The 20,012-nt window shown below is 59.0% G+C and carries 19 protein-coding genes; 18 read left to right on the top strand and 1 reads right to left on the bottom strand.

Going from position 1 to position 20,012, the window contains the following annotated elements; all coding sequences use genetic code 11:
- Nucleotides 1–75: 75 nt before the first annotated feature.
- From I6I12_RS10640 to I6I12_RS10605, 8 genes are all read left to right on the top strand, one after another.
- Entirely contained in the window at nt 76–390 is a 315-nt protein-coding gene (locus tag I6I12_RS10640; protein ID WP_023020602.1) for a WXG100 family type VII secretion target, read from the top strand.
- A gap of 69 nt (nt 391–459) precedes the next feature.
- Nucleotides 460–747: a WXG100 family type VII secretion target gene (locus I6I12_RS10635; protein WP_005322746.1), complete on the top strand. Its 288-nt coding sequence runs from the start codon at nt 460–462 to the stop codon at nt 745–747.
- A 402-nt stretch (nt 748–1,149) separates the two neighbouring features.
- The gene (gene rplM, locus I6I12_RS10630) at nt 1,150–1,593 is read left to right on the top strand and encodes a 50S ribosomal protein L13 (RefSeq protein ID WP_023020603.1); all 444 of its coding nucleotides are present in this window, start codon (nt 1,150–1,152) and stop codon (nt 1,591–1,593) included.
- Nucleotides 1,593–2,126 (top strand): 30S ribosomal protein S9, encoded by a 534-nt coding sequence (rpsI, locus tag I6I12_RS10625; RefSeq protein WP_023020604.1) that lies wholly within the window; start codon nt 1,593–1,595, stop codon nt 2,124–2,126. The genes rplM and rpsI overlap by 1 nt, the downstream gene beginning before the upstream one ends.
- A 189-nt stretch (nt 2,127–2,315) precedes the next feature.
- Nucleotides 2,316–3,659: a phosphoglucosamine mutase gene (gene glmM / locus I6I12_RS10620; RefSeq protein WP_023020606.1), complete on the top strand. Its 1,344-nt coding sequence runs from the start codon at nt 2,316–2,318 to the stop codon at nt 3,657–3,659.
- Between the two features lie 112 nt (nt 3,660–3,771).
- Nucleotides 3,772–4,086: a hypothetical protein gene (locus tag I6I12_RS10615; RefSeq protein WP_023020607.1), complete on the top strand. Its 315-nt coding sequence runs from the start codon at nt 3,772–3,774 to the stop codon at nt 4,084–4,086.
- Nucleotides 4,083–5,864, top strand: coding sequence for a hypothetical protein (locus I6I12_RS10610; protein ID WP_200288259.1), 1,782 nt, complete (start codon nt 4,083–4,085; stop codon nt 5,862–5,864). Before I6I12_RS10615 ends, I6I12_RS10610 begins: the two co-directional genes overlap by 4 nt.
- Entirely contained in the window at nt 5,864–6,121 is a 258-nt protein-coding gene (locus I6I12_RS10605) for a hypothetical protein (protein ID WP_034655755.1), read from the top strand. The genes I6I12_RS10610 and I6I12_RS10605 overlap by 1 nt, the downstream gene beginning before the upstream one ends.
- 4 nt (nt 6,122–6,125) lie before the next feature.
- Here the strand turns inward: I6I12_RS10605 and I6I12_RS10600 are convergent, their stop codons facing one another.
- Nucleotides 6,126–6,959: a dienelactone hydrolase family protein gene (locus I6I12_RS10600; RefSeq protein ID WP_200288258.1), complete on the bottom strand. Its 834-nt coding sequence runs from the start codon at nt 6,957–6,959 to the stop codon at nt 6,126–6,128.
- A gap of 201 nt (nt 6,960–7,160) precedes the next feature.
- On the opposite strand from I6I12_RS10600, the gene I6I12_RS10595 reads away from it, so the two are divergent.
- From I6I12_RS10595 to tsaD, 10 genes are all read left to right on the top strand, one after another.
- Nucleotides 7,161–9,965, top strand: coding sequence for an FAD-binding and (Fe-S)-binding domain-containing protein (locus I6I12_RS10595; protein ID WP_200289067.1), 2,805 nt, complete (start codon nt 7,161–7,163; stop codon nt 9,963–9,965).
- Between the two features lie 95 nt (nt 9,966–10,060).
- Nucleotides 10,061–11,932, top strand: coding sequence for a glutamine--fructose-6-phosphate transaminase (isomerizing) (gene glmS / locus I6I12_RS10590; RefSeq protein WP_023020611.1), 1,872 nt, complete (start codon nt 10,061–10,063; stop codon nt 11,930–11,932).
- Nucleotides 11,933–12,124: 192 nt separating this feature from the next.
- The gene (locus tag I6I12_RS10585; protein WP_200288257.1) at nt 12,125–13,648 is read left to right on the top strand and encodes an ABC-F family ATP-binding cassette domain-containing protein; all 1,524 of its coding nucleotides are present in this window, start codon (nt 12,125–12,127) and stop codon (nt 13,646–13,648) included.
- A gap of 82 nt (nt 13,649–13,730) precedes the next feature.
- A complete protein-coding gene (gene alr, locus I6I12_RS10580; RefSeq protein ID WP_200289066.1) occupies nt 13,731–14,834 on the top strand; it encodes an alanine racemase in 1,104 nt (367 codons plus the stop codon).
- Entirely contained in the window at nt 14,824–15,324 is a 501-nt protein-coding gene (tsaE, locus tag I6I12_RS10575; RefSeq protein WP_200288256.1) for a tRNA (adenosine(37)-N6)-threonylcarbamoyltransferase complex ATPase subunit type 1 TsaE, read from the top strand. The genes alr and tsaE overlap by 11 nt, the downstream gene beginning before the upstream one ends.
- Before the next feature lie 89 nt (nt 15,325–15,413).
- A complete protein-coding gene (locus tag I6I12_RS10570) occupies nt 15,414–17,003 on the top strand; it encodes an aspartate:alanine exchanger family transporter (RefSeq protein WP_200289065.1) in 1,590 nt (529 codons plus the stop codon).
- 162 nt (nt 17,004–17,165) lie between these two features.
- Complete coding sequence (locus I6I12_RS10565; RefSeq protein ID WP_200288255.1) at nt 17,166–17,675, top strand: hypothetical protein; 510 nt, start codon at nt 17,166–17,168, stop codon at nt 17,673–17,675.
- Complete coding sequence (gene tsaB / locus I6I12_RS10560; RefSeq protein ID WP_200288254.1) at nt 17,675–18,382, top strand: tRNA (adenosine(37)-N6)-threonylcarbamoyltransferase complex dimerization subunit type 1 TsaB; 708 nt, start codon at nt 17,675–17,677, stop codon at nt 18,380–18,382. The genes I6I12_RS10565 and tsaB overlap by 1 nt, the downstream gene beginning before the upstream one ends.
- Nucleotides 18,379–18,870 carry a GNAT family N-acetyltransferase gene (locus I6I12_RS10555; protein WP_200288253.1) on the top strand — a complete coding sequence of 164 codons (492 nt, stop codon included), beginning with the start codon at nt 18,379–18,381 and terminating at the stop codon, nt 18,868–18,870. Before tsaB ends, I6I12_RS10555 begins: the two co-directional genes overlap by 4 nt.
- Before the next feature lie 9 nt (nt 18,871–18,879).
- Entirely contained in the window at nt 18,880–19,923 is a 1,044-nt protein-coding gene (tsaD, locus tag I6I12_RS10550) for a tRNA (adenosine(37)-N6)-threonylcarbamoyltransferase complex transferase subunit TsaD (protein ID WP_200288252.1), read from the top strand.
- The last annotated feature ends 89 nt before the right edge of the window (nt 19,924–20,012 follow it).

Raw genomic sequence — 20,012 nt, 5'->3', positions numbered from 1 at the left:
AAAGATGAGAAAGCACAGATGCTTTTTCGGGGGAATATACACAATCTCATCCGCCCTAAGGAGGGGCGCACTCTTATGTCTCAGACTTTCAAGACACAAGCCGATGTCATGGTTGCCACCGCCGGCAAAGTCGATAACACCAATGATGAAGTCCAAGGCGAGCTCACCCGCCTGCAGGGAGTCGTCGACTCTGTGCGCGGAAGCTGGGTAGGCCAAGCCCAGGTCTCTTTCGATGACCTGATGCAGCGCTACAACACCTCTGCACAACAGCTGCGCGAGGCATTGGCCTCTATCTCTGACAATATCCGCAGCAACGCCCACAACTTCGACAACGTGGAAGCAGAAAACGCCCAGGCATTCTCCAATGTTGGTGGCGGCCTCGCCCTCTAAACCGCACTGCACAGTTCTCTAGTCCACTGACCAAAACCTATAGATTCACAGAAGGGAATCCACCACCACATGTCCGAGATCAAGTACGAATTCGGTGCCATTTCTTCCGCCGCAGCTGATATCAACGCTACCTCAGGTCGCATCAACAGCACCTTGGCAGACCTGAAGGCGCGGCTGCAGCCGATGGTGAGCACTTGGGAGGGCGAGTCCGCAGTGGCTTATAACCAGGCACAGGCCAAGTGGGACAAGGCATCTCAGGAACTCAATACCGTGCTCGCGACCATCTCCAAGACCGTCTCTCAGGGCAATGATGCAATGAGTGACGTCAATCGTCGCGCCGCCGCAAGCTGGGGTTAGATCCGCGCCCCGCCTGCACTGTTTCAGGCTGTCTTGGCCGAGCTTGCGGTGCCACTGACCACACTTGAGTGGCAGGAGGCGGACGCAGCCGCAGTCTTGGCAAAAGATTGCAGCGTGAGCACTTTTTGACCAACACCTCTTTTCCTCTCTTCCACCTTTTCAAGTCGTACCTTTCTAGCCCACACCCACGAGCCGGTACCTTCCGTTTGAGCCGCGGAAGGTACCGGTTTCGGCGTTTTGGTTTTCGAGCGGGTCAGCAAGTAGGGTAGGAGACCTATGTGTTCGCTCGTCGGTTAGCAGCTGACGAAGCGCTCCCTGCAGGTCTCCACCGGCCGCTGTACGGGAGTGGATGGATGCTTAGCGCTGGCCGGCAGTTCCGAGACAGACTTTCAAGGAGTCAAATTGTCTACTTTCCACCCAAAGAGCGGTGACATCACCCGCAAGTGGTACGTCATCGACGCTACTGATGTGGTGCTGGGCAAGCTCGCTTCCACCGTTGCAGACCTGCTGCGCGGCAAGCACAAGCCACAGTTCGCACCGAACGTTGACGCTGGTGACCACGTCATCATCCTCAACGCTGACAAGATCCACGTTTCTTCCGTTAAGCGCGGCCGCGAGATGCGCTACCGTCACTCCGGCTACCCGGGCGGCCTGAAGTCCATGACCCTGGGTCAGTCTTTGGACGCCAACCCGGTTCGCGTTATCGAAGAAGCCGTTGCCGGCATGATGCCGCACAACAAGCTCTCCCGCGCTTCCATCAAGAAGCTGCACGTCTTCGCAGGCGAAGAGCACCCGTACGCCGGCCAGAAGCCGGAAACCTTCGAGTTTAAGCAGGTGGCACAGTAATGTCTGAGCAGAACATCGACAACAACGTAGCCGACGCTGCTGACATCGCTGCAGCAAGCGCCGCTACCGAAGAGTTCACCAACACCATCGGTGATTCCATCGCACCGGCCGAGACCGAAGAGGTTGAGGCTGCCGCTCCGGTACACGAGGGCCCGATCCAGACCGTCGGACGCCGTAAGCGCGCCGTCGCTCGTGTTCGCCTCGTTGCTGGCTCCGGCCAGATCGTGGTTAACGGCCGCGAGTTCGGCGAGTACTTCCCGAACAAGCTGCACCAGCAGGACATCCTGTTGCCGCTTACCCTGCTGGAGCGTGAGAACCAGTTCGACCTCAAGGTCACCGTCAACGGCGGCGGCCCAACCGGTCAGGCTGGCGCCCTGCGTCTGGCTATCGCTCGTGCACTGAACATCTACAACCCAGGTGACCGCACCGCCCTCAAGAAGGCTGGTCTGCTCACCCGTGATGCTCGTGCAGTTGAGCGTAAGAAGGCTGGTCTGCACAAGGCACGTCGCGCACCGCAGTACTCCAAGCGTTAATCTCGCTTCTACTGCGCGCGCAAACGCCGAGAATGCCGCTGCTTCCCTTTTGGAGGAGGCGGCTTTCGTCGTTTTATGGAAGCGCGGGTGGAAGGAATATTGCTCAACCTGTCGATAAACCAAAAGCTTGATTTCGCCTAAACTGCCCCAACATGCAATCGCTGGGCACAGGCATGCATAATTGACTGCATGACTCGACTTTTTGGAACCGATGGCGTTCGCGGCCTCGCGAACAAGAAGCTGACTCCGATTCTGGCCTTGCAACTAGGCCAGGCCGCTGCGGAGGTATTCACCGCCCAGCGGGAATCCTATGAGCGTCGGCCGTTGGCCATTATTGGTCGCGACCCGCGCGTTTCCGGCGAGATGCTGGATGCGGCGATTGCCTCCGGTTTGGCCTCCCGCGGCGTTGACGTGGTGCGCGTGGGCGTGTTGCCGACCCCGGCGATTGCCTACCTGACGGATGATTATGGCGCGGATCTCGGCGTAATGATTTCTGCCTCCCACAACCCTATGCCGGATAACGGCATTAAGTTCTTCTCCGCCGGCGGCAAGAAGCTACCGGACGAAATAGAAGACAAGATTCAGGCCACTATGGAAAACCTCACTGAGGACGGCCCGACTGGCACCAAGTTGGGGCGCATCATTTCGGAGGCGCCAGACGGACGCGAGCGCTACCTCAACCATTTAAAGGAAGTGGTCTCCACGGATTTGAGCGGCATCAAGGTGGTCGTAGATACCGCCAATGGTGCGGCCTCCAAGGTTGCTCCCATCGCCTATGAGGCGGCCGGGGCTGAGGTTATTGCTATCCACAATGAGCCGAACGCCTTTAATATCAATGAGGACTGCGGTTCGACGCATATTGAAAAGGCACAGGCGGCCGTCGTCGAGCATGGCGCCGATTTGGGCCTGGCCCACGATGGTGACGCCGACCGTTGCTTGGCTGTGGACGCCGAGGGCAATGTGATTGACGGCGACCAGATTATGGCGCTGTTGGCCGTGGGCATGAAGGATGATAATGACCTGCGCTATAACACCTTGGTAGCAACCGTGATGTCCAACCTAGGCCTGAAGCTGGCGATGCAGGAACAAGGCATCGAGGTGCGTCACACCGCAGTAGGCGACCGCTATGTTCTAGAAGAGCTCAACCGCGGCGATTTCTCCTTGGGCGGCGAGCAGTCCGGCCACGTGGTGTTGACGGATGATTGCACGACCGGCGACGGCACCCTTACCGGCCTGTCTATCATGGCGCGCATGGCCAAGTCCGGGAAGTCCCTAAAGGAATTAGCATCGGTAATGACCGTGCTACCGCAGGTGCTCATCAACGTGCCGGTTTCTGATAAGGGCGTCATCATGGATGCCCCCGAAGTACAAGAAGCCATCGCTCAGGCCGAGGAAGAACTCGGCGAGACCGGCCGCGTCCTGCTGCGACCTTCCGGCACCGAGGAAGTTTTCCGCGTCATGGTAGAGGCTGCGGACAAGGAGCAGGCCCGCAAGGTTGCAGGGAGGCTTTCCGCCATCGTTTCTTCGGTCTAGAGTCACCGCTTAGTGTGGAAGATTTTTATAATCCGAGGGAACCATTTGGCGCAATCCCCAGTCCAATGAAGGTGAGAACTTTTACCGCATATGGATTTGGGGGAATACACAAGTGTCTGAGGTTTTTCTTCGCCCCTTGGAGGCGATGTCCGCACTACGGCAGGTCGTAGCCGATAACGACGAGCAACGCGATGCCCACCGGGCCGAGGTACCGGATTTTCCGGTGGCCGCGGCTGGACGCAATTTTGGCGGCCACGGTGAGCGCATTCGTGATGTCTTGGCGCGCATCCATGAGCGCGGCGGGCAGAGGTTGGATAATTTATCCGCCACCGCCCACGCCGCTCATGAACAGGTGCGCGCCTTCGCCGATTTTGATGAGTCCTTTGGCAGCTCCTTTGCACGCGGTAGGGAGGCTGGCAGCAAGTGAGTACGCTGACAAAATCCCTGTTGGGGGACTACTCTAACGCTATTTCTCAATTCCAATTCGCCTGCCTGGGCAGCTACTCGGGCCCCAGCATGCCGATGAATCTACTAGGAGAGTTAGTCGGTGCGGTTGATGGCATTGCGCCCGAAAATTTGGTGAAAAATACCGTTGCGGCCGTGGGCGGCAATCGCCCGAAGGGAGGCGGTGCTGAACTAGCGGGCTATTTGCAGCAGGATGATTCCGAGGTTGCTCAGGGCGCCATGCGTGAGCACCTGTGCGGCGTGCAGGAAGACTTCGACATTGACCGCCAAGATGCCGCACATCTGACTAGCTCGGCGGAGCAGTGCTCAGGCGCTATTGCTGACGTCGTTGATGTCTCTGACACGGCCCTTACCGAGCTCGTCTCTGCGGTCATCCCACTGTTAAATATTTTGTCCATGGTCGCCACCAAACACCCTTTAGCCAGGTTCATCATCCCGATTCTTTCCACGATCGGGGGGCAAATTATTGAGGAGACAAATCACAATATCGCCAGCACCTGCCGCGACCGCGATGATGCGATCGAATCCTGTTATAGCGAGTTCGAATCGCGCTGTGAGTGCGTCTGTGAGCGCCCGATGCCGGAAGAATGCCCGACGCCGGCTAAACCTGCAGATGAAGCCTGCCCGGCACCCGTAGAGAAGTGCCCAGACGCTCCACCTCCCACGAATCCGATGCCAAAGGATGAGTGCCCGCCATCGCGGCCCACCGAGCCTGCGCAAGTGGAGTGCCCACCTGTGCCCAAACCGATGCCGGAGCCTGATTCCAAGCCGGAATCACACCACGCCACCTCCGTTCCACCACAACCGACGCCTCTTTCACCAACGCCTACTCCACCTGAGGCATGCCCTGCACCGGAGCCTGCAGCCGAGACGGAAATGCACACGGAGACCTCATCAGAGCATGGTGCTGGGTGCCACTGCTGTGAGTGCACCGAGCAATCAAACACCGAGCGGCCAGTACAGTCGGAGCGCGAAGTAGAGACCACTAGGCCGGCGCAGGCGGAGATCATTCCGCCGCAGGAAGCACCGGAACAGCCGCAGCAGGTAGAAGAGCCGTGCCCGGAACCAGAATCTCATCCAGAGCCGAAGCCCAAGCCAGAAATGGAAACCGAACCCGCTTCTGAAACGGACACAAGCGAAGAACCACTGTGCCCAGAGAATACCGGGGAGAGTACTGAAGAATGTGTCACTACTACCCAGACCAGCTCAGAAGTCTGTGAGATCGAATCCTCCTGTAGCGGTAGCCTCGGCTTGGTCGGAGCTGGAATCGCATTGGTGGGCGTGGGCCTCATTGTGGAAGGCGCTGCACAGTGCTTGGAGAACATGTCCGAACTGGATTGGCCGGTGCAAGAACCCGAACCCGATCCCGTACCTGAGCCAGAACCTGATCCCTGCCCTGAGCCTAAGCCAGAGCCCGAACCGGAGCCTTGCCCTGAACCTGAACCGACTGGTGATGACGGAGTCATAACACCGCCCCCAGAGCTGTCTCAGGTAGAGGAGCCAACGCCGCCACCGGAAAAGGTGGCGCACCTCCAAGCCGCTGGTGCAGCGGAGACACCAGCCCCAGCACCGGCGCCTGAACAGGCACCTGCGCCAGCGCCTCAGCCGGGCCCAGAACCGGCTCCTGAGCCAGCACCAGCTCCCGACCCAGCACCTGCGCCGGCGCCAGCGCCCCAGCCAGAGGCAGGACCCGCGCCAGAAGAACCATCCATTAAGGCACGAAAGGCAGGGCAGTGGTAATGAATAATGATTTCGCAGAGTTTGCGCAGGGCTTTCGAGAAAGGACGGCTAAACGCTTGCTGGAATTTGAAAAAACGCTGGCGAAAGCGCAAGACGAGCTTGAAAAATCCGCGGATAAGGCCATGCAGGAGGCACGGAGGGAGAAGGGGCAAGTGGGGCGTCGACAAGCAGCGGCGCCCAGGCCCCGATATGGCGCTGCCCCGGCGCGTTCACGAAACGCGTCGGGGCAGGTGCAATCTGTGCTGCGGCGAGGCTAAAGCCTTAAGCGTCCCGGGTAACTCCGGCGCGCTCAGCCAGGTCCTCGCCTACCAAGCTTTCGACCTTCTTTGCGCTTGCTTCTGGATCTGCAAAGGCGGCGTAAGTGGAATCGTCATTTAGGGTGGCCAGCAGGAAGCCGGTGACCAAGCCGCGGGCGATTTCGGTGGGTCCAGACTGGAAAGCGGAGGTGCCGATGGCCAGCTTGCGCAGACGATCTTCGGTGAAGCCGGCGTGTGTGCCCTTGTCGATGGCGCGGAAGCACACCGGGCCATTCCAATTATGGGCGAGCTTGGCAGGGTTGCCAGCATTGAAGATGTCTTCCTGGCCGGAACCGATGACTAGGCCCGGGGTGTCAATGCGGCGGGCAGCCTGCACCGCAGAGGGGGAGGTGACTGAGGGATAAATAGCGGCGACGGCGCTAACCTTCTTGTTATCCAAGGCTCCTAACACGGCGGTGCCACCGCCCATGCCGTGGCCAATCATGCCGAGCTTGCCCGGGGAGACCGTAATGTTTCCGGAGCCTAGCTTTACCCCGGCGGCAATCTGCAACGCGGATTCCATATCCGCAGCTAGGTTGCGGTGGTCGGGGAAGGGGCCGGTCTCAGAATCGGGGGCTACCACGACGATGCCCCAGCTAGCCAGGTGGCGCAGGGTGGCGTGGTAATCCTTAATTTTGTGCATCCAGTCATGGCCAAAAGCCACCGCGGGCAGGCTCTGGCCCTCCGCGGGGGTATAAACCTTGCCGGTGATTCCGGCATAGTCAAGGTCGCCAACCAAAACTCGGTTGCGGCCACGCTTCGACAACGTTGCTAGATGTTTTTTCAAATTCGCAGACACGCATTCCAGGATAGATGAAGATCACCCGCCAGGCGGGAAAGGGTGCGGGTTTATCTGAGAAAAATCTACGCAGTATCCGGCCGAGGAGCGGGTGTGGCGGCGAGCTTTCCTAAGCCCCTCCTAACTTGCGACGCTAAGCGCAGGGGAGTGCAATGTGTGAACAACTACGTACTCTTTTTCTGGGAAGGCAGGCTGCGGTACATGACTACCGGCGTCGTTGATGTGCAAGAACTTTCTACTCGCTATGGGATGGAGGTAAAGACCGAGGTCATTGACCGCGTGGCACATGCCTCCGATGCCTCGCACTACCTGTACACCCCCAAGGCAGTCATCGAGGCTCGCTCCGCCGAGCATGTGGCGGCCATCTTCCGTGCGGGCCGGCAGCAGAATGTTCCGGTAACTCTGCGCTCCGGTGGCACCTCTCTGGCAGGTCAGGCTTCCGGCGATGGATACCTGGTGGATGTGCGCAAGCACTTCCGCGGTATAGAAGTTCTTGATGAGGGCAAGCGCGTGTGCGTCCAGCCCGGCGCGACGGTGCGTCAGGTCAACGCCCGCCTAGGCCTGCGCAACCGCAAACTGGGGCCGGATCCGGCCAGCGAGTCTGCCTGCACCATCGGCGGCGTGGTGGCTAATAACTCCTCCGGCATGGCCTGCGGCACTGAGCTCAATACGTATAACACTCTGGAATCGCTGACCTTTGTGCTGCCTACCGGCACCGTAATTAACACCGCCGATCCGGATGCAGACCGGCAGTTCCAGGAGCAGGAACCGGAGCTGGTGGACACGCTTATCCGCCTGCAGCGCCGTGTGCGCGATAACCAGGAATCCGTGGATATTATCCGCCGTCACTTCCAGCTGAAAAACACGATGGGCTATGGTCTCAATTCCTTCCTCGACTTTGATAGCCCGGTCAAGCTTTTTGAGCACCTGCTTATCGGTTCGGAAGGAACCCTGGCCTTCATTGCGGAAGCGGTTTTCCGCACGGTGCCGATTTCTAAGCTGACCACCACCACGGTGGCCGTATTTGATGATCTCAGCGCTGCCACCAAGTCCCTGCCGGCACTTTTGGAGACCGGAGCGGCCACCCTGGAGCTGATGGACTCTGCCTCTATTCGCGTCGGTCAAGGCTTTGATAAGGTGCCGCAGGCCATTACCGGTTTCGATGTGGATAAGCAGGCCGCGTTGCTCATTGAGTATCACGCTGATGCCCAAGAGGAATTGCAGGAGAAAGAAAGCAAGGGATCGCAGCTCTTGCGCGAATTGCCGCTGCAGTCCCCGGCAGCCTTCTCGGCTGATGCCACAACGCGCACTTCCGCTTGGAATTTCCGCAAGGGTCTGTACGCCCAGGTAGCAGAGGCGCGCCCGTCTGGCACGACGGCCCTTTTGGAAGACATCGTCGTGCCCGTCGGCGATCTGGCAGATACTTGTTCTTCGCTGCAGGAACTCTTTGCCCGCTATGGATATGATGATGCCGTCATTTTCGGCCACGCCAAGGACGGCAATATCCACTTCCTGCTTACGGACCGCTTTGAAGGCGATGATGCCATCGGTCGCTATAACGGTTTCAACGAGGGCATGGTGGACTTGGTCCTCTCGGCCGAGGGCAATCTCAAGGCGGAACACGGCACCGGCCGCGCCATGGCGCCGTATGTGCGCCGCCAGTACGGCGATGAGCTCTATGAGGTAATGCAGGAACTCAAGCGGGCCTGCGATCCCACCAACACGATGAACCCCGGCGTCATCTTGGACGATGACCCCGATGCACACATCAAAAACATCAAGCTCAATCCCACCGTGGAAGAGGAAGTAGACCGCTGCGTGGAGTGCGGCTACTGCGAGCCGGTCTGCCCGTCGCGCGACCTCACGCTTACCCCACGCCAACGCATTGTGGTGCGCCGCGCCCGCAAGCGCGCGGAAGAAGCTGGCGATAGCCAACTCGTCGCTGAGCTAGATCGGGCCTACGAGTACATGGGCGTCGAGACCTGCGCCGTGGATTCGATGTGCCGCACTGCCTGCCCAGTAGGCATCGATACCGGCAAGTTCATCAAGCGCTTGCGCCGCGAGGAAGCCCAGCCAGCGCAGCAAAAGCTGTGGGGTGCTGCCGCCAAGAACTGGCAGGTAGTCAGCCAAGGCGCCGGGGTAGCGCTTACCGGCGCGCACCTATTGCCCACCGAGCTAGTCAAAAAGGTTACCGATGTGGGCCGCAGTCTCATCGGTGCCGATAATCTCCCGCAGTACCAGCCAGAGTTGGGCAAGGGCGGCAAGTCCCGCGGCCGCTTGGCCGGCCGCGTAGGTGATCGCTATGCCCAGACCACCGGAATCTATCTGCCCGCCTGCGTGAACACCATGTTCGGCCCGCAAGGCGGCGGCAAGGGTGCTACCGATTCCTTTGTGGCGCTCTTGGAGCGCGCCGGGGTCGCGCTGGAGGTTCCGCAGGGCATCGACAAGCTTTGCTGTGGTACACCATGGTCTTCCAAGGGCATGCAGGCCGGCCACGATGTAATGGAGCAGCGCGTGCGCGATATCGTCATGGACGCTACTGATGGTGCGCGCCTTCCGGTTATCGTGGACGCCAGCAGCTGCACCGCTGGCTTTAAAGATATGTTGGAGTCGGTGGGTATCACAGTTATTGACGCCATTAGCTTTACGGCCGATACCTTGCTGCCGCAGCTGGAAGTAAAGAATCCAGTGGCTTCCATGACTGTGCACCCCACCTGCTCTGCCTTCCAGCTGGGCATGATGGACGATGTAGAAAAGGTGGCCCGCGCCGCCGCGACCGAGGTACACATTCCCACCGAGTGGAATTGCTGTGGCTATGCCGGTGACCGCGGCATGCTGCACTCGGAGCTTACCGCTGCCGCCACCCGCGCCGAGGCAGCGCAAGTCAAGGAAATCGGAGCGCAGTATCACGCCTCGACCAACCGCACTTGCGAGCTTGGCCTTACCCGTGCCACCGGCGAGGATTACCACCACATTTTGGAGCTTTTGGAACAGGCATCGCGCTAGTTTTCCCAGCACAGTAGCGGGTGGGGTGCCGTGCCTTGCTTGCCGACGCCCCGCCCGCCTAGAGCTTTGCCCCTTGTGCTGTAAAATCAGCAACCATGTGTGGAATTGTTGGATATATTGGTCACGCTGGTGGTGGCCGTGATTACTTCGCCCTCGACGTAGTTCTGGAAGGGCTGCGCCGTTTGGAATACCGCGGCTATGACTCCGCTGGCGTAGCAATGTACGCCGATGGAGATATCAGCTGGCGCAAGAAGGCCGGTAAGGTCGCTGCGCTGGATGCTGAGATTGCAGCCCGCCCGTTGCCTGACTCCGTGCTGGGCATCGGCCATACCCGCTGGGCTACCCATGGTGGCCCCACCGACCTGAATGCGCACCCGCACGTGGTCGATGGCGGCAAGCTGGCAGTGGTACACAACGGCATCATCGAGAACTTTGCGGAGCTCAAGTCCGAGCTTTTGCACAAGGGCTATAACTTCGTTTCCGAGACCGATACCGAGGTCGCTGCCACCTTGCTGGGAGATGTCTTCCACAATGAGGCAGCCGGCGACCTGACCAAGGCTATGCAGCTAACCTGCGCTCGCCTGGAGGGCGCGTTTACCCTGCTGGCCATCCACGCCGAACAGGCCGATCGCATCGTTGCCGCTCGCCGCGACTCCCCGCTGGTTATCGGCTTGGGCGAGGGCGAGAACTTCCTCGGCTCCGATGTATCCGGCTTTATTGATTACACCAAGTCTGCCGTGGAGATGGACAACGACCAGGTTGTGACCATCACCGCGGACGAGGTGGAAATTACCGATTATGAGGGCAACCCTGCACAGGGCAAGCCTTTTGAAATCAAGTGGGATGCCGCCGCTGCGGAAAAGGGCGGCTTTGATTCCTTTATGGAAAAGGAAATCCACGACCAGCCTTCCGCCGTGCGCGATACCCTGCTGGGTCGCTTCGATGAGCAAGGCCAACTGACCCTCGATGATCTGCGCATCGATGAGACCGTGCTGAAGTCCATCGACAAGATCATCGTCATTGCCTGCGGTACCGCCGCCTACGCTGGCCATGTGGCACGCTACGCCATCGAACACTGGTGCCGCATTCCTACCGAGGTCGAGCTCGCTCACGAGTTCCGCTACCGCGATCCGATCGTGAACGAGAAGACTCTCGTTGTTGCGCTGTCCCAGTCCGGCGAGACCATGGATACCTTGATGGCCGTGCGCCACGCCCGCCAGCAGGGCGCCAAGGTCATTGCCATCTGCAATACCCAGGGCTCGTCCATCCCGCGCGAATCCGATGCCGCGCTCTACACCCACGCCGGCCCGGAAATCGCCGTGGCCTCTACCAAGGCCTTCCTCGCGCAGATTACCGCCACCTACCTGCTTGGCCTTTACCTGGCTCAGCTGCGTGGCAATATGTTCGCCGATGAGATCCAGGGCGTTCTCGCTGAGCTGCGCCACATGCCGGATAAGGTCCAAAGCGTCATCGACGAGGAAGACCAGGTGGCCAACCTGGCCAATTCCATGAAGGACGCGGAATCCGTGCTCTTCTTGGGCCGCCACGTGGGCTTCCCGGTGGCTCTCGAGGGTGCGCTGAAGCTCAAGGAGATCGCTTATCTGCACGCCGAGGGCTTTGCCGCAGGCGAGCTCAAGCACGGCCCAATTGCGCTTATTGAAGAAGGCCAGCCGGTCTTCGTTATCGTGCCATCTCCACGTGGCCGCGACTCCCTGCACTCCAAAGTCGTCTCCAATATTCAGGAGATCCGTGCCCGCGGTGCTATCACCATCGTGATCGCGGAAGAAGGCGATACCGCCGTGGAGGATTACGCTAACCACGTCATCCGCATCCCGAAGGCGCCGACCCTCATGCAGCCGCTGCTGGCTACCGTGCCGCTGCAGATCTTCGCTGCCCACGTAGCCAAGTCCAAGGGCTACGACGTGGACCAGCCTCGCAACCTGGCCAAGTCCGTGACCGTGGAGTAATCCACTCCAAGCGTCCGCCGTTAGGCCCCCTTACCTGCCGCGTTTCTTGCGTGGTAGGAAAGGGGGCTTTGGCATTTCTTTGCAGCTTGAAACTGTTATGCTTTAGGGAGCAATCGTTGTCGGTGAAAGGAGTAGGCAGTGCTCATCCGTCGTGTTTTCGCCTAAAACACTAAAGGAAGAACGGATTTAAGCATGCCTATTTTATTAAATGATCTTTCCCTTATATGGCCCGATGGAACGACCTGCTTCAGTGGCCTAAACGGTGCCTTTTCTGGCCCTTTAACTGCACTAATTGGGGATAATGGTGCAGGGAAGACAACTCTATTAAACGTCATCCTTGGAAATATCTTGCCTACGGCCGGAACGGTGGAAAAGCCGGAATCGGTAGCTTACCTGCCACAAGACCTTGCTTGGAATAGAGATGACATAGTAGCAGACATCTTCGGCGTCACCCAAGTGCTCGCGGCGATTTCCGTAGTCGAATCTGGTGAGTATGACCCAGAACTCTATGAGTTAATTGAGGAGCAATGGGACGTTGGTGAGCGCATTAGCGCTGCCCTTTCCGCCGCTGGATTGGATATCCCGTTGGACCGCCCTATCGAAAGCCTCTCTGGAGGGGAAGCGGTCCGCGTCGCTTTGGTGGCGGTGTTCTTGTCCGAGCCAGATTTCATTATCCTCGATGAACCGACCAATAACCTCGACGGAGCTGCAAAGAAACATCTGAAAGATATGTTGGTAAATGCCGCGGCGCCGGTGTTAGTGGTAAGCCATGACAAAGACCTGTTAGATGTAGTTTCCGAGGTAGCGGAGCTAAGGGATGGGAACCTACGCTTCTTCCAGGGCAATTATTCCGATTACCTTGCCACAATTGATGCAGAACAGGAAGCTGCGCAAAAGGCAGTGTCCACCGCCAAAGCGACTTATAAGCAACAACTCCGCGAACAACAAGCAATGCAAACACGGATTGCGCGTGATGCGCGCCGAGGAAAGAAGTTCGCAGAGGCGAAGCGCAAACCTGGTATGACGATGAAGCTTGATAAACAGCGAGCCGAAAAGACGGCATCGCGCAGAGCACAGCTGCATTCAGACGCAGTTGAAACAGCTCAACGCTCTATAGCTCGAGCAGAGCGAAATATACGTGATAATGACTCGGTGTATATCGAGCTGCCACAAACTGAACTGCCTGAAGGAAAGCGAGTTATTTCGGTGCCCGGGCTATCGATTGTTGGCCCCGAACGCGTGCGCCTGTCAGGACCAAATGGAAGTGGCAAGACCACGCTCTTAGACCGAATTAACTCCGGTGAAGAGGGCTACGTTATCGACAACTTAGGGTACTTACGTCAGCGAATTGTGTTAGATCCTTCTCTCAGCGTGTGGGAGGTGGTTACTAACGCGAATCCACAAGAGGAACCGCAGTTTATCCGCGATCAGCTTGCTCAGTTGTTGTTTCAATCTGACTCGGTTCATGCGTTGACAGGGACCCTTTCGGGAGGCGAAAGATTTAGGGCGGAATTCGCCAGAGTGCTCTTGGCGGATCCGGCGCCGCAATTGCTAATGCTCGATGAGCCGACCAACAACATTGATATTTCAACTGTTGATTGGCTGGTCTCGGTATTGAAAAACTATCGAGGCGCATTACTAGTGGTGAGCCATGATGAAGATTTCTGCTCGCGGATAGAACTTACGAGGCAAGTTTCCATAGAGGACATTGGATGAGCCGACTCCAAGGTGGAGCTATCGCGAGTGAATGCGCCACCACCCGCCCGAATTCAGCAAAAGGGTGAGCAGTGGCACAATGGTGGACATGCTGAAAACCACCATTGATCTCTCCGCCATCGCGCACAACGTCCGCCTCATCAAAGAAAAGGTAGGGCCTGAGGTCAAGCTCATGTGCGTGGTCAAGGCCGATGCCTATGGCCACGGCGCGGCCAAAGTCGTGCCGGTAATGGCGCGCGCAGGTGCGGATAGCTTTGGAGTGGCCACTCTGCGGGAGGCGGTGGACTTGCGCCGCGCGGGTGTGGAGACACCCATCGTGGCGTGGATTTGGCAGACGGACGAAATCCTCGAAGAGGCACTTGCCTGCGGCATTGAAGTAGCAGTTAACTCTCTTGAACAGGCACATAAGCTGGTTAAAGCCGATTTTCCTGCTGAGGTATATGTCAAGGTAGAAACCGGCATGCACCGTTCCGGCGTGGATGAAGAGGATTGGGCGGACACTTTCAAGGTGCTGCGCGACGCCCCACATATCAAGGTTCTCGGCCTTATGTCGCACTTTGCCTGTGCTGATGAGCCGGATAATCCACACAACGACGCCCAAGAGGAGGCGTTCCGCAAGGCCCTGCGGCTCGCGCGCGAGATTGGGCTGGAGTGTCCAGTCAATCACCTGGCCAATTCACCAGCTGTGCTGACGCGTCCTTCCTCCTATTTTGAGCAGGTACGTGTAGGCGCCGCCTGCTATGGTTTGGAGCCTATTGACGGCCGCGAGCATGGTCTGCGCCCAGCCATGACCTGGTCCGGGCAGATTTTTAACGTAAAGCCGATTCAGCCAGGGGAAGGCACCTGCTATGGACTGACCTGGAAGGCGGATGAGCCGGGATTTTTGGCCACCGTGGATTGCGGATACGCCGATGGTCTACCGCGTGGTTATCAAGGCGATTTGCATGTAGGCATCGGCGGGCACCTGTATCCACAGGTAGGCCGAATCTGTATGGATCAGATTGTGGTGGACCTGGGCGACAACCCCCATGGTGTGGACACGGGTCAAGATGCCGTGATTTTCGGCAACGGGGGAGTATCGGCTACGGATCTCGCCGCGGCGGCAGGAACCATCAACTACGAGGTGGTCTGCTTGCCCGATGGCCGCACCGAACGCGAATACATAGGAGAAGAAGATGCGCAGTAGCTTTCCGGAATCCGGCAGCCGTGACCTATCCACGGTGGAAGAAACCTATGCCTTCGGCGCAGAGCTGGGTGCGGCGCTCGAGGCTGGCGATGTGGTGATCCTGGATGGGCCATTGGGGGCTGGAAAGACGACGCTAACGCAGGGCGTCGCCAAGGGCATGCAGGTCAAGGGGCGGGTAACCTCGCCGACCTTCGTGATTGCCCGGGTGCACCGCTCAACCGTAGGTGGGCCGGACCTCGTTCACGTTGATGCCTACCGTTTGCTCGATGAAGGCGGCGCTAATTCCGGGGATCCGCTAGGGGAGCTCGATGCTTTGGACTTGGACACGGAGCTAGAAGACGCCGTGGTCATCGCCGAATGGGGCGGGGGACTGGTAGAGCAGATTGCGGAGCACTACCTGTTTATTAGCATCGACCGCGAGCCGGCGGAATACGCGGGCGCAGACGAGGATGTTCGCCGCTTTACGTGGTCGTTGCGGGGCGGTCATTAGCACAAATGTCCGCCTAAAGTGCGGATAAGTGATGAATCTCCTACGCGGAGAATTTGCCCCGGGTATAACCAGTGCGTAATTCTATTGAGGTGTTGAATTTTCTCGCCTCTAGTCCTTTGCTATCTCTCTTCGTCATCATGGCGGTGGGTCTAGCGATTGGCAAGATTAAGATCTTCGGCATCTCCCTCGGTGCCGCGGCTGCGATGTTTGTGGCGCTGGGTCTTTCTACTGCCAATCCTGATATCCAAATTCCGCCTTTGGTCTATCAATTTGGCTTGGCGATTTTCGTTTATGCCATTGGCCTCAGCTTCGGGCCCTCCTTCGTCCGCGAGTTTAAGACCCGTGGCTGGAAGCTCACGGTATTCATGCTGGGAATGTTGGTAATCCTGGTTGCCGTAGGCTTTGGCCTCATCCGCGCCTTTGGCCTGAGCACGCCAGAAGCTACCGGTATGTTTGCCGGTTCGCTTTCTTCCACACCGGGTATGGCCGCCGTGGTGGAAATGGTGGGCGATTCCACCCCGGTTGTCGGTTACTCCCTGGCCTACCCGGGTGCGGTTATCGGCGCTATTCTCGTTGCCGCCATCGGCGCTAAGGTGGTCAAGGTCAACCATGAAGAAGATGCCCGCGCAGAGGGCATGATTCCCGCCGAGCTTGTGGCCAAGGGTGTGCGCTTGACCAAGAATTTTAATGACACCGCTGGTCATATCTATCGCGTAACCGGTCAGACCGTCGTTGCTACTCGTATCATTTCTGACGAAGAGCGCCACCGCCTGGCTGTTCCAGAAATGCCGCTGTGTGAGGGTGAGGCTTATCTGCTTAACGGCTCTGAAGAAGCCGTCGATAAGGCCATCGAGGTCTTGGGTGAGGAACACCCGGTGGAGCTGACCGAGGATGCAGGTTTAAAGTACACCCGCGTTACCGTGTCCAACCCGGATATTGCCGGTAAGTCGATCCGCGAGATCAAAGCTCTTGACCACGGCTTTATCATCGCTCGTGTCCGCAAGGGCGATAAAGACCTCGTCCCGCACCCGGATACGGTGCTTAACTATTCTGACCGCGTTCGCGTAGTAACCAGCCCGAGCCGCCTGCCGTACGTGCGCAAGTACCTCGGTGACTCTGAAGCTGCTTTGGGTAACGCGGACCTGCTATCCATGGCTATCGGCCTGACGCTGGGTATGTTGCTCGGCCTCATTCCGATTCCGATGCCGGGCGGCTCCACCTTGCAGCTAGGCTTCGGCGGCGGCCCCGTGGTCGTCGGCCTGCTGCTGGGCTACCTCAACCGGACGGGTCCGCTTAACTGGCAGATGCCGTTTCACACGCGCGAAACCATTTCTAATATGGGACTGACCCTCTTCCTCGCTGGCGTGGGCACCTCGGCCGGCGCCTCCTTCCGCGATGCCCTAACTGATCCGTCCTCCCTGACCATCATGGGCGTGGGCCTTATCATCACCTTGATCTCCGCCATTCTTATCGGTGTCATCGGCATGCTAGTGCTGAAGCTGAAGTGGGACGAGGCCATGGGCTGTGCGGCTGGTATGACCACCAACCCTGCGGTCTTTGCCTATATTCGTGACCAAACCGGCACCGAGCTGGCAGCTCGTGGATGGGCCACGGTTTATCCCACCACGATGATCGGCAAGATTATCGCGTCGCAGGTGCTGCTTTTGCTATTGCTATAGCGTCAATACATCGCGTTAATTACTCACCCACAGGGGTGCCCGCCTACACTGGCAGGCACTACCCTGTGGGTTTTGTGTTGCGGCTAACCAGGTAGCATCGGTTGCCAGATAAACCGCCCACCGCCTGAAATCTAAAACTTTTCAAGGAGCTTTACTCACCCCATGACTAAATTCGCTCGCAACCTTACCGCCGCCATTATCGCCATCTTTATTGTTGTCATGATGGTTCTCCTCGCCTCGTCTACCTTGCGCGAGGACAATCCATTGGAGGGAAACCTCAGCTCCACGCTGTCTAAGACGCCGAAAAACCTGGAGGCGATGAGCCTTATTCCGTCCGATGTCTACGGCAAGGACTATGCCGCTATTGGCTTCATCTGCCCGGGCATGCAGGAAGAGAGGGTCAAAGAGGCACAGATCGATACCAAGGACATCACTTTTGAAGATGGCAAGGTCCCAGAGGGCAAGAGCTACGCGGTTGCCATCTCCCAGAGCACTGAGCCCTTCATCGAAGAGCTGGACCCGGAAAAGGTCGAAGTCTGTGAAATGATCAATACCCAAATCAAGGCCATGGAGCAGCAGGGCCAGAGCCTGGATGGCGGAGTACCGATGGTCCAGGGCGCTCAGCCTTTGGCGTTCCAGCGTCAGGATGGAACCTGGAAGCTGGTTGGCTAATGCGCGTCCTCGCGATCGACACGACAACTACCGCCTTGGTCACCGGGGTAGTAGATACCGCCACTGGGCAGACCACCGAGCGCGTATTGGAAGATACTCGCGCTCATAATGAGCTGCTCATACCTACGATCACTGACGCCCTCGCAGAGGCAGGTATGGAGTATTCCGACCTAGATGCGGTGGTCACCGGCGTGGGCCCAGGCCCGTTTACCGGGTTGCGCGTGGGTATGGCGACTGCCTCCGCGCTTGCCGACGCCCTGTCCATCCCCCTCCACGGCGTATGCACCCACGATGCAATCGCCTATGCTGCCGGCCTCCACGCGAGCCCCGCAGACGCGGGTGGCGAGGCCACCGCCTTGGTGGCTACCGACGCACGCCGCAAAGAGATCTATTGGGCCACCTACCGCGCCACCGATTCTGGTGTGCAGCGCATCTCTGGTCCTGAGGTAACTAAGCCGGCAGAAGTTGAGGTGGGACTTAACGCTACGGCCGAGGTCATCATCCCCGAGCGCCTCGCCGCACAGCTACCGGAGGAGCTGACCGAGTTGCCACACCGCGCGGCCCATCCCACCGCAGCAGCCCTAGTTGCTGTAGCTGACCTTAATGCGCAACCGGCCCCCGTCGTGCCGCTCTACCTACGCCGCCCGGATGCAGTCCCGCCCAAACAGCAACAATTAGCGGCCGCCATCCCTAGGGTTGAACTGTGAAGCTGCGCGAGTTGACCCCGGCCGACGCGCCTCGGTGCGCCGAGCTGGAAAAGGTCCTTTTCCCCGGAGAGACCCCATGGTCCAGCGGAGTTTTCCACCAGGAAATGGCCCAGCCCTTCAATTTCTATTTCGGGGTAGAAGGCGCGCTCGATCCCGCGCACGAATCTACAGTGCTGCTAGGTTATGCGGGAATCGGCATGATGGGGCCAGCGGCTGATCCAGAATTCGAAATCCACACCATCGGCGTCGACCCCGCCGCACAGCGCCGCGGCATCGCTCGCATGATGATGGACAATATTTGCCATATCGCGGATCTTAAAGACGCCCCGGTCTTCCTCGAGGTACGGGTAGGCAACGAACCTGCTATCGGTCTCTATGAGCGTTATGCCTTTACCAAGCAGGGGATTCGCAAGAATTATTACCAACCTTCCGGAGCAGATGCGCACGTGATGGTGCGCCCGCGCCAGTCCGAGCGTCAAGAAAAATAAGGAGCAGTCATGAAGATCATGGGCATCGAGTCCTCCTGCGATGAAACCGGCGTGGGCATCGTCGAGCTGCGCGAGGACGGTCACATGGAGATCCTCGCTAATGCCGTCGCCTCCTCCATGGAGCAGCACGCCCGTTTCGGCGGCGTCGTCCCGGAAATCGCCTCCCGCGCTCACCTTGAAGCCATGCCGCAGGTCATGCAGGCGGCGCTCAAAGAGGCCGACATCGCCAAGCCAGATGCCATCGCCGCCACCGTGGGGCCCGGCCTGGCCGGCGCGCTGCTGGTGGGGGCCTCGGCCGCCAAGGCCTATGCCGCGGCCTGGGGCGTGCCTTTCTACGGCGTAAACCACCTTGGCGGTCACGTTGCCGTGGCTAACCTAGAAGGCGAAGAGCTGCCGCACTCGGTGGCCCTTTTGGTCTCGGGTGGGCATACGCAGCTGTTGGAGGTAGAGGCCGTCGGCAAGCCTATGCGCGAGTTGGGCTCCACGCTTGATGACGCCGCCGGTGAAGCCTACGACAAAGTCTCCCGCCTCCTCGGCCTGGGTTACCCGGGCGGCCCAGTGATTGATAAGCTCGCCGCCCGCGGTAAAGCCACCATCGATTTTCCGCGCGGCATGTCCCGCGCCGAGGACCTGCGCGGCCCGCACCGTCACGATTTCTCCTTCTCCGGGCTAAAGACCTCCGTGGCTCGCTACGTCGAGCGTGCTGAAAAGGCAGGGGAGACCATCAGCGTGGAAGACGTCTGCGCCAGCTTTCAGGAAGCCGTGGCCGATGTCCTGACCGCCAAGGCCGTGCGTGCCTGCGAGGACACGGGCGCCCGGGTGCTGCTACTGGGAGGCGGCGTGGCCGCTAATTCCCGCCTGCGCGAGCTGGCTAGCGAGCGCTGTGCCGCCGCTGGGGTCGAGCTGCGCGTGCCGCGCTTTTCGCTGTGTACCGACAATGGCGTGATGATCGCGGCCATTGGTGCGCAGCTTATTCATGAAGGTGCCCAGCCCTCTGGCCTCGGAGTTGGCACCGATACCCAGCTGGATGTGGAAGAGCCGCAGTTAACCTAAAGTTCTTCTTTCTCGCTCTGCAGGCGGGGTGCGGGGCCGGTACCCTAAAAGGCGTTCATGCCCTCTTGGCTTTGTGAAGGAGCTTTCTC

It is taken from the genome of Corynebacterium kefirresidentii, from assembly GCF_016599755.1.
GTDB lineage: Bacteria > Actinomycetota > Actinomycetes > Mycobacteriales > Mycobacteriaceae > Corynebacterium > Corynebacterium kefirresidentii.
This window is presented reverse-complemented; position numbering and strand designations above follow the sequence as displayed.

What these genes read in the sequence shown, in the direction of transcription:
- I6I12_RS10640 (WP_023020602.1), top strand. Translation starts at nt 76, where the DNA reads ATGTCTCAGACTTTCAAGACACAAGCCGATGTCATGGTTGCCACCGCC.
- I6I12_RS10635 (WP_005322746.1), top strand. Translation starts at nt 460, where the DNA reads ATGTCCGAGATCAAGTACGAATTCGGTGCCATTTCTTCCGCCGCAGCT.
- rpsI (WP_023020604.1), top strand. Translation starts at nt 1,593, where the DNA reads ATGTCTGAGCAGAACATCGACAACAACGTAGCCGACGCTGCTGACATC.
- glmM (WP_023020606.1), top strand. Translation starts at nt 2,316, where the DNA reads ATGACTCGACTTTTTGGAACCGATGGCGTTCGCGGCCTCGCGAACAAG.
- I6I12_RS10605 (WP_034655755.1), top strand. Translation starts at nt 5,864, where the DNA reads ATGAATAATGATTTCGCAGAGTTTGCGCAGGGCTTTCGAGAAAGGACG.
- I6I12_RS10595 (WP_200289067.1), top strand. Translation starts at nt 7,161, where the DNA reads ATGACTACCGGCGTCGTTGATGTGCAAGAACTTTCTACTCGCTATGGG.
- glmS (WP_023020611.1), top strand. Translation starts at nt 10,061, where the DNA reads ATGTGTGGAATTGTTGGATATATTGGTCACGCTGGTGGTGGCCGTGAT.
- I6I12_RS10585 (WP_200288257.1), top strand. Translation starts at nt 12,125, where the DNA reads ATGCCTATTTTATTAAATGATCTTTCCCTTATATGGCCCGATGGAACG.
- tsaE (WP_200288256.1), top strand. Translation starts at nt 14,824, where the DNA reads ATGCGCAGTAGCTTTCCGGAATCCGGCAGCCGTGACCTATCCACGGTG.
- I6I12_RS10565 (WP_200288255.1), top strand. Translation starts at nt 17,166, where the DNA reads ATGACTAAATTCGCTCGCAACCTTACCGCCGCCATTATCGCCATCTTT.
- tsaB (WP_200288254.1), top strand. Translation starts at nt 17,675, where the DNA reads ATGCGCGTCCTCGCGATCGACACGACAACTACCGCCTTGGTCACCGGG.
- tsaD (WP_200288252.1), top strand. Translation starts at nt 18,880, where the DNA reads ATGAAGATCATGGGCATCGAGTCCTCCTGCGATGAAACCGGCGTGGGC.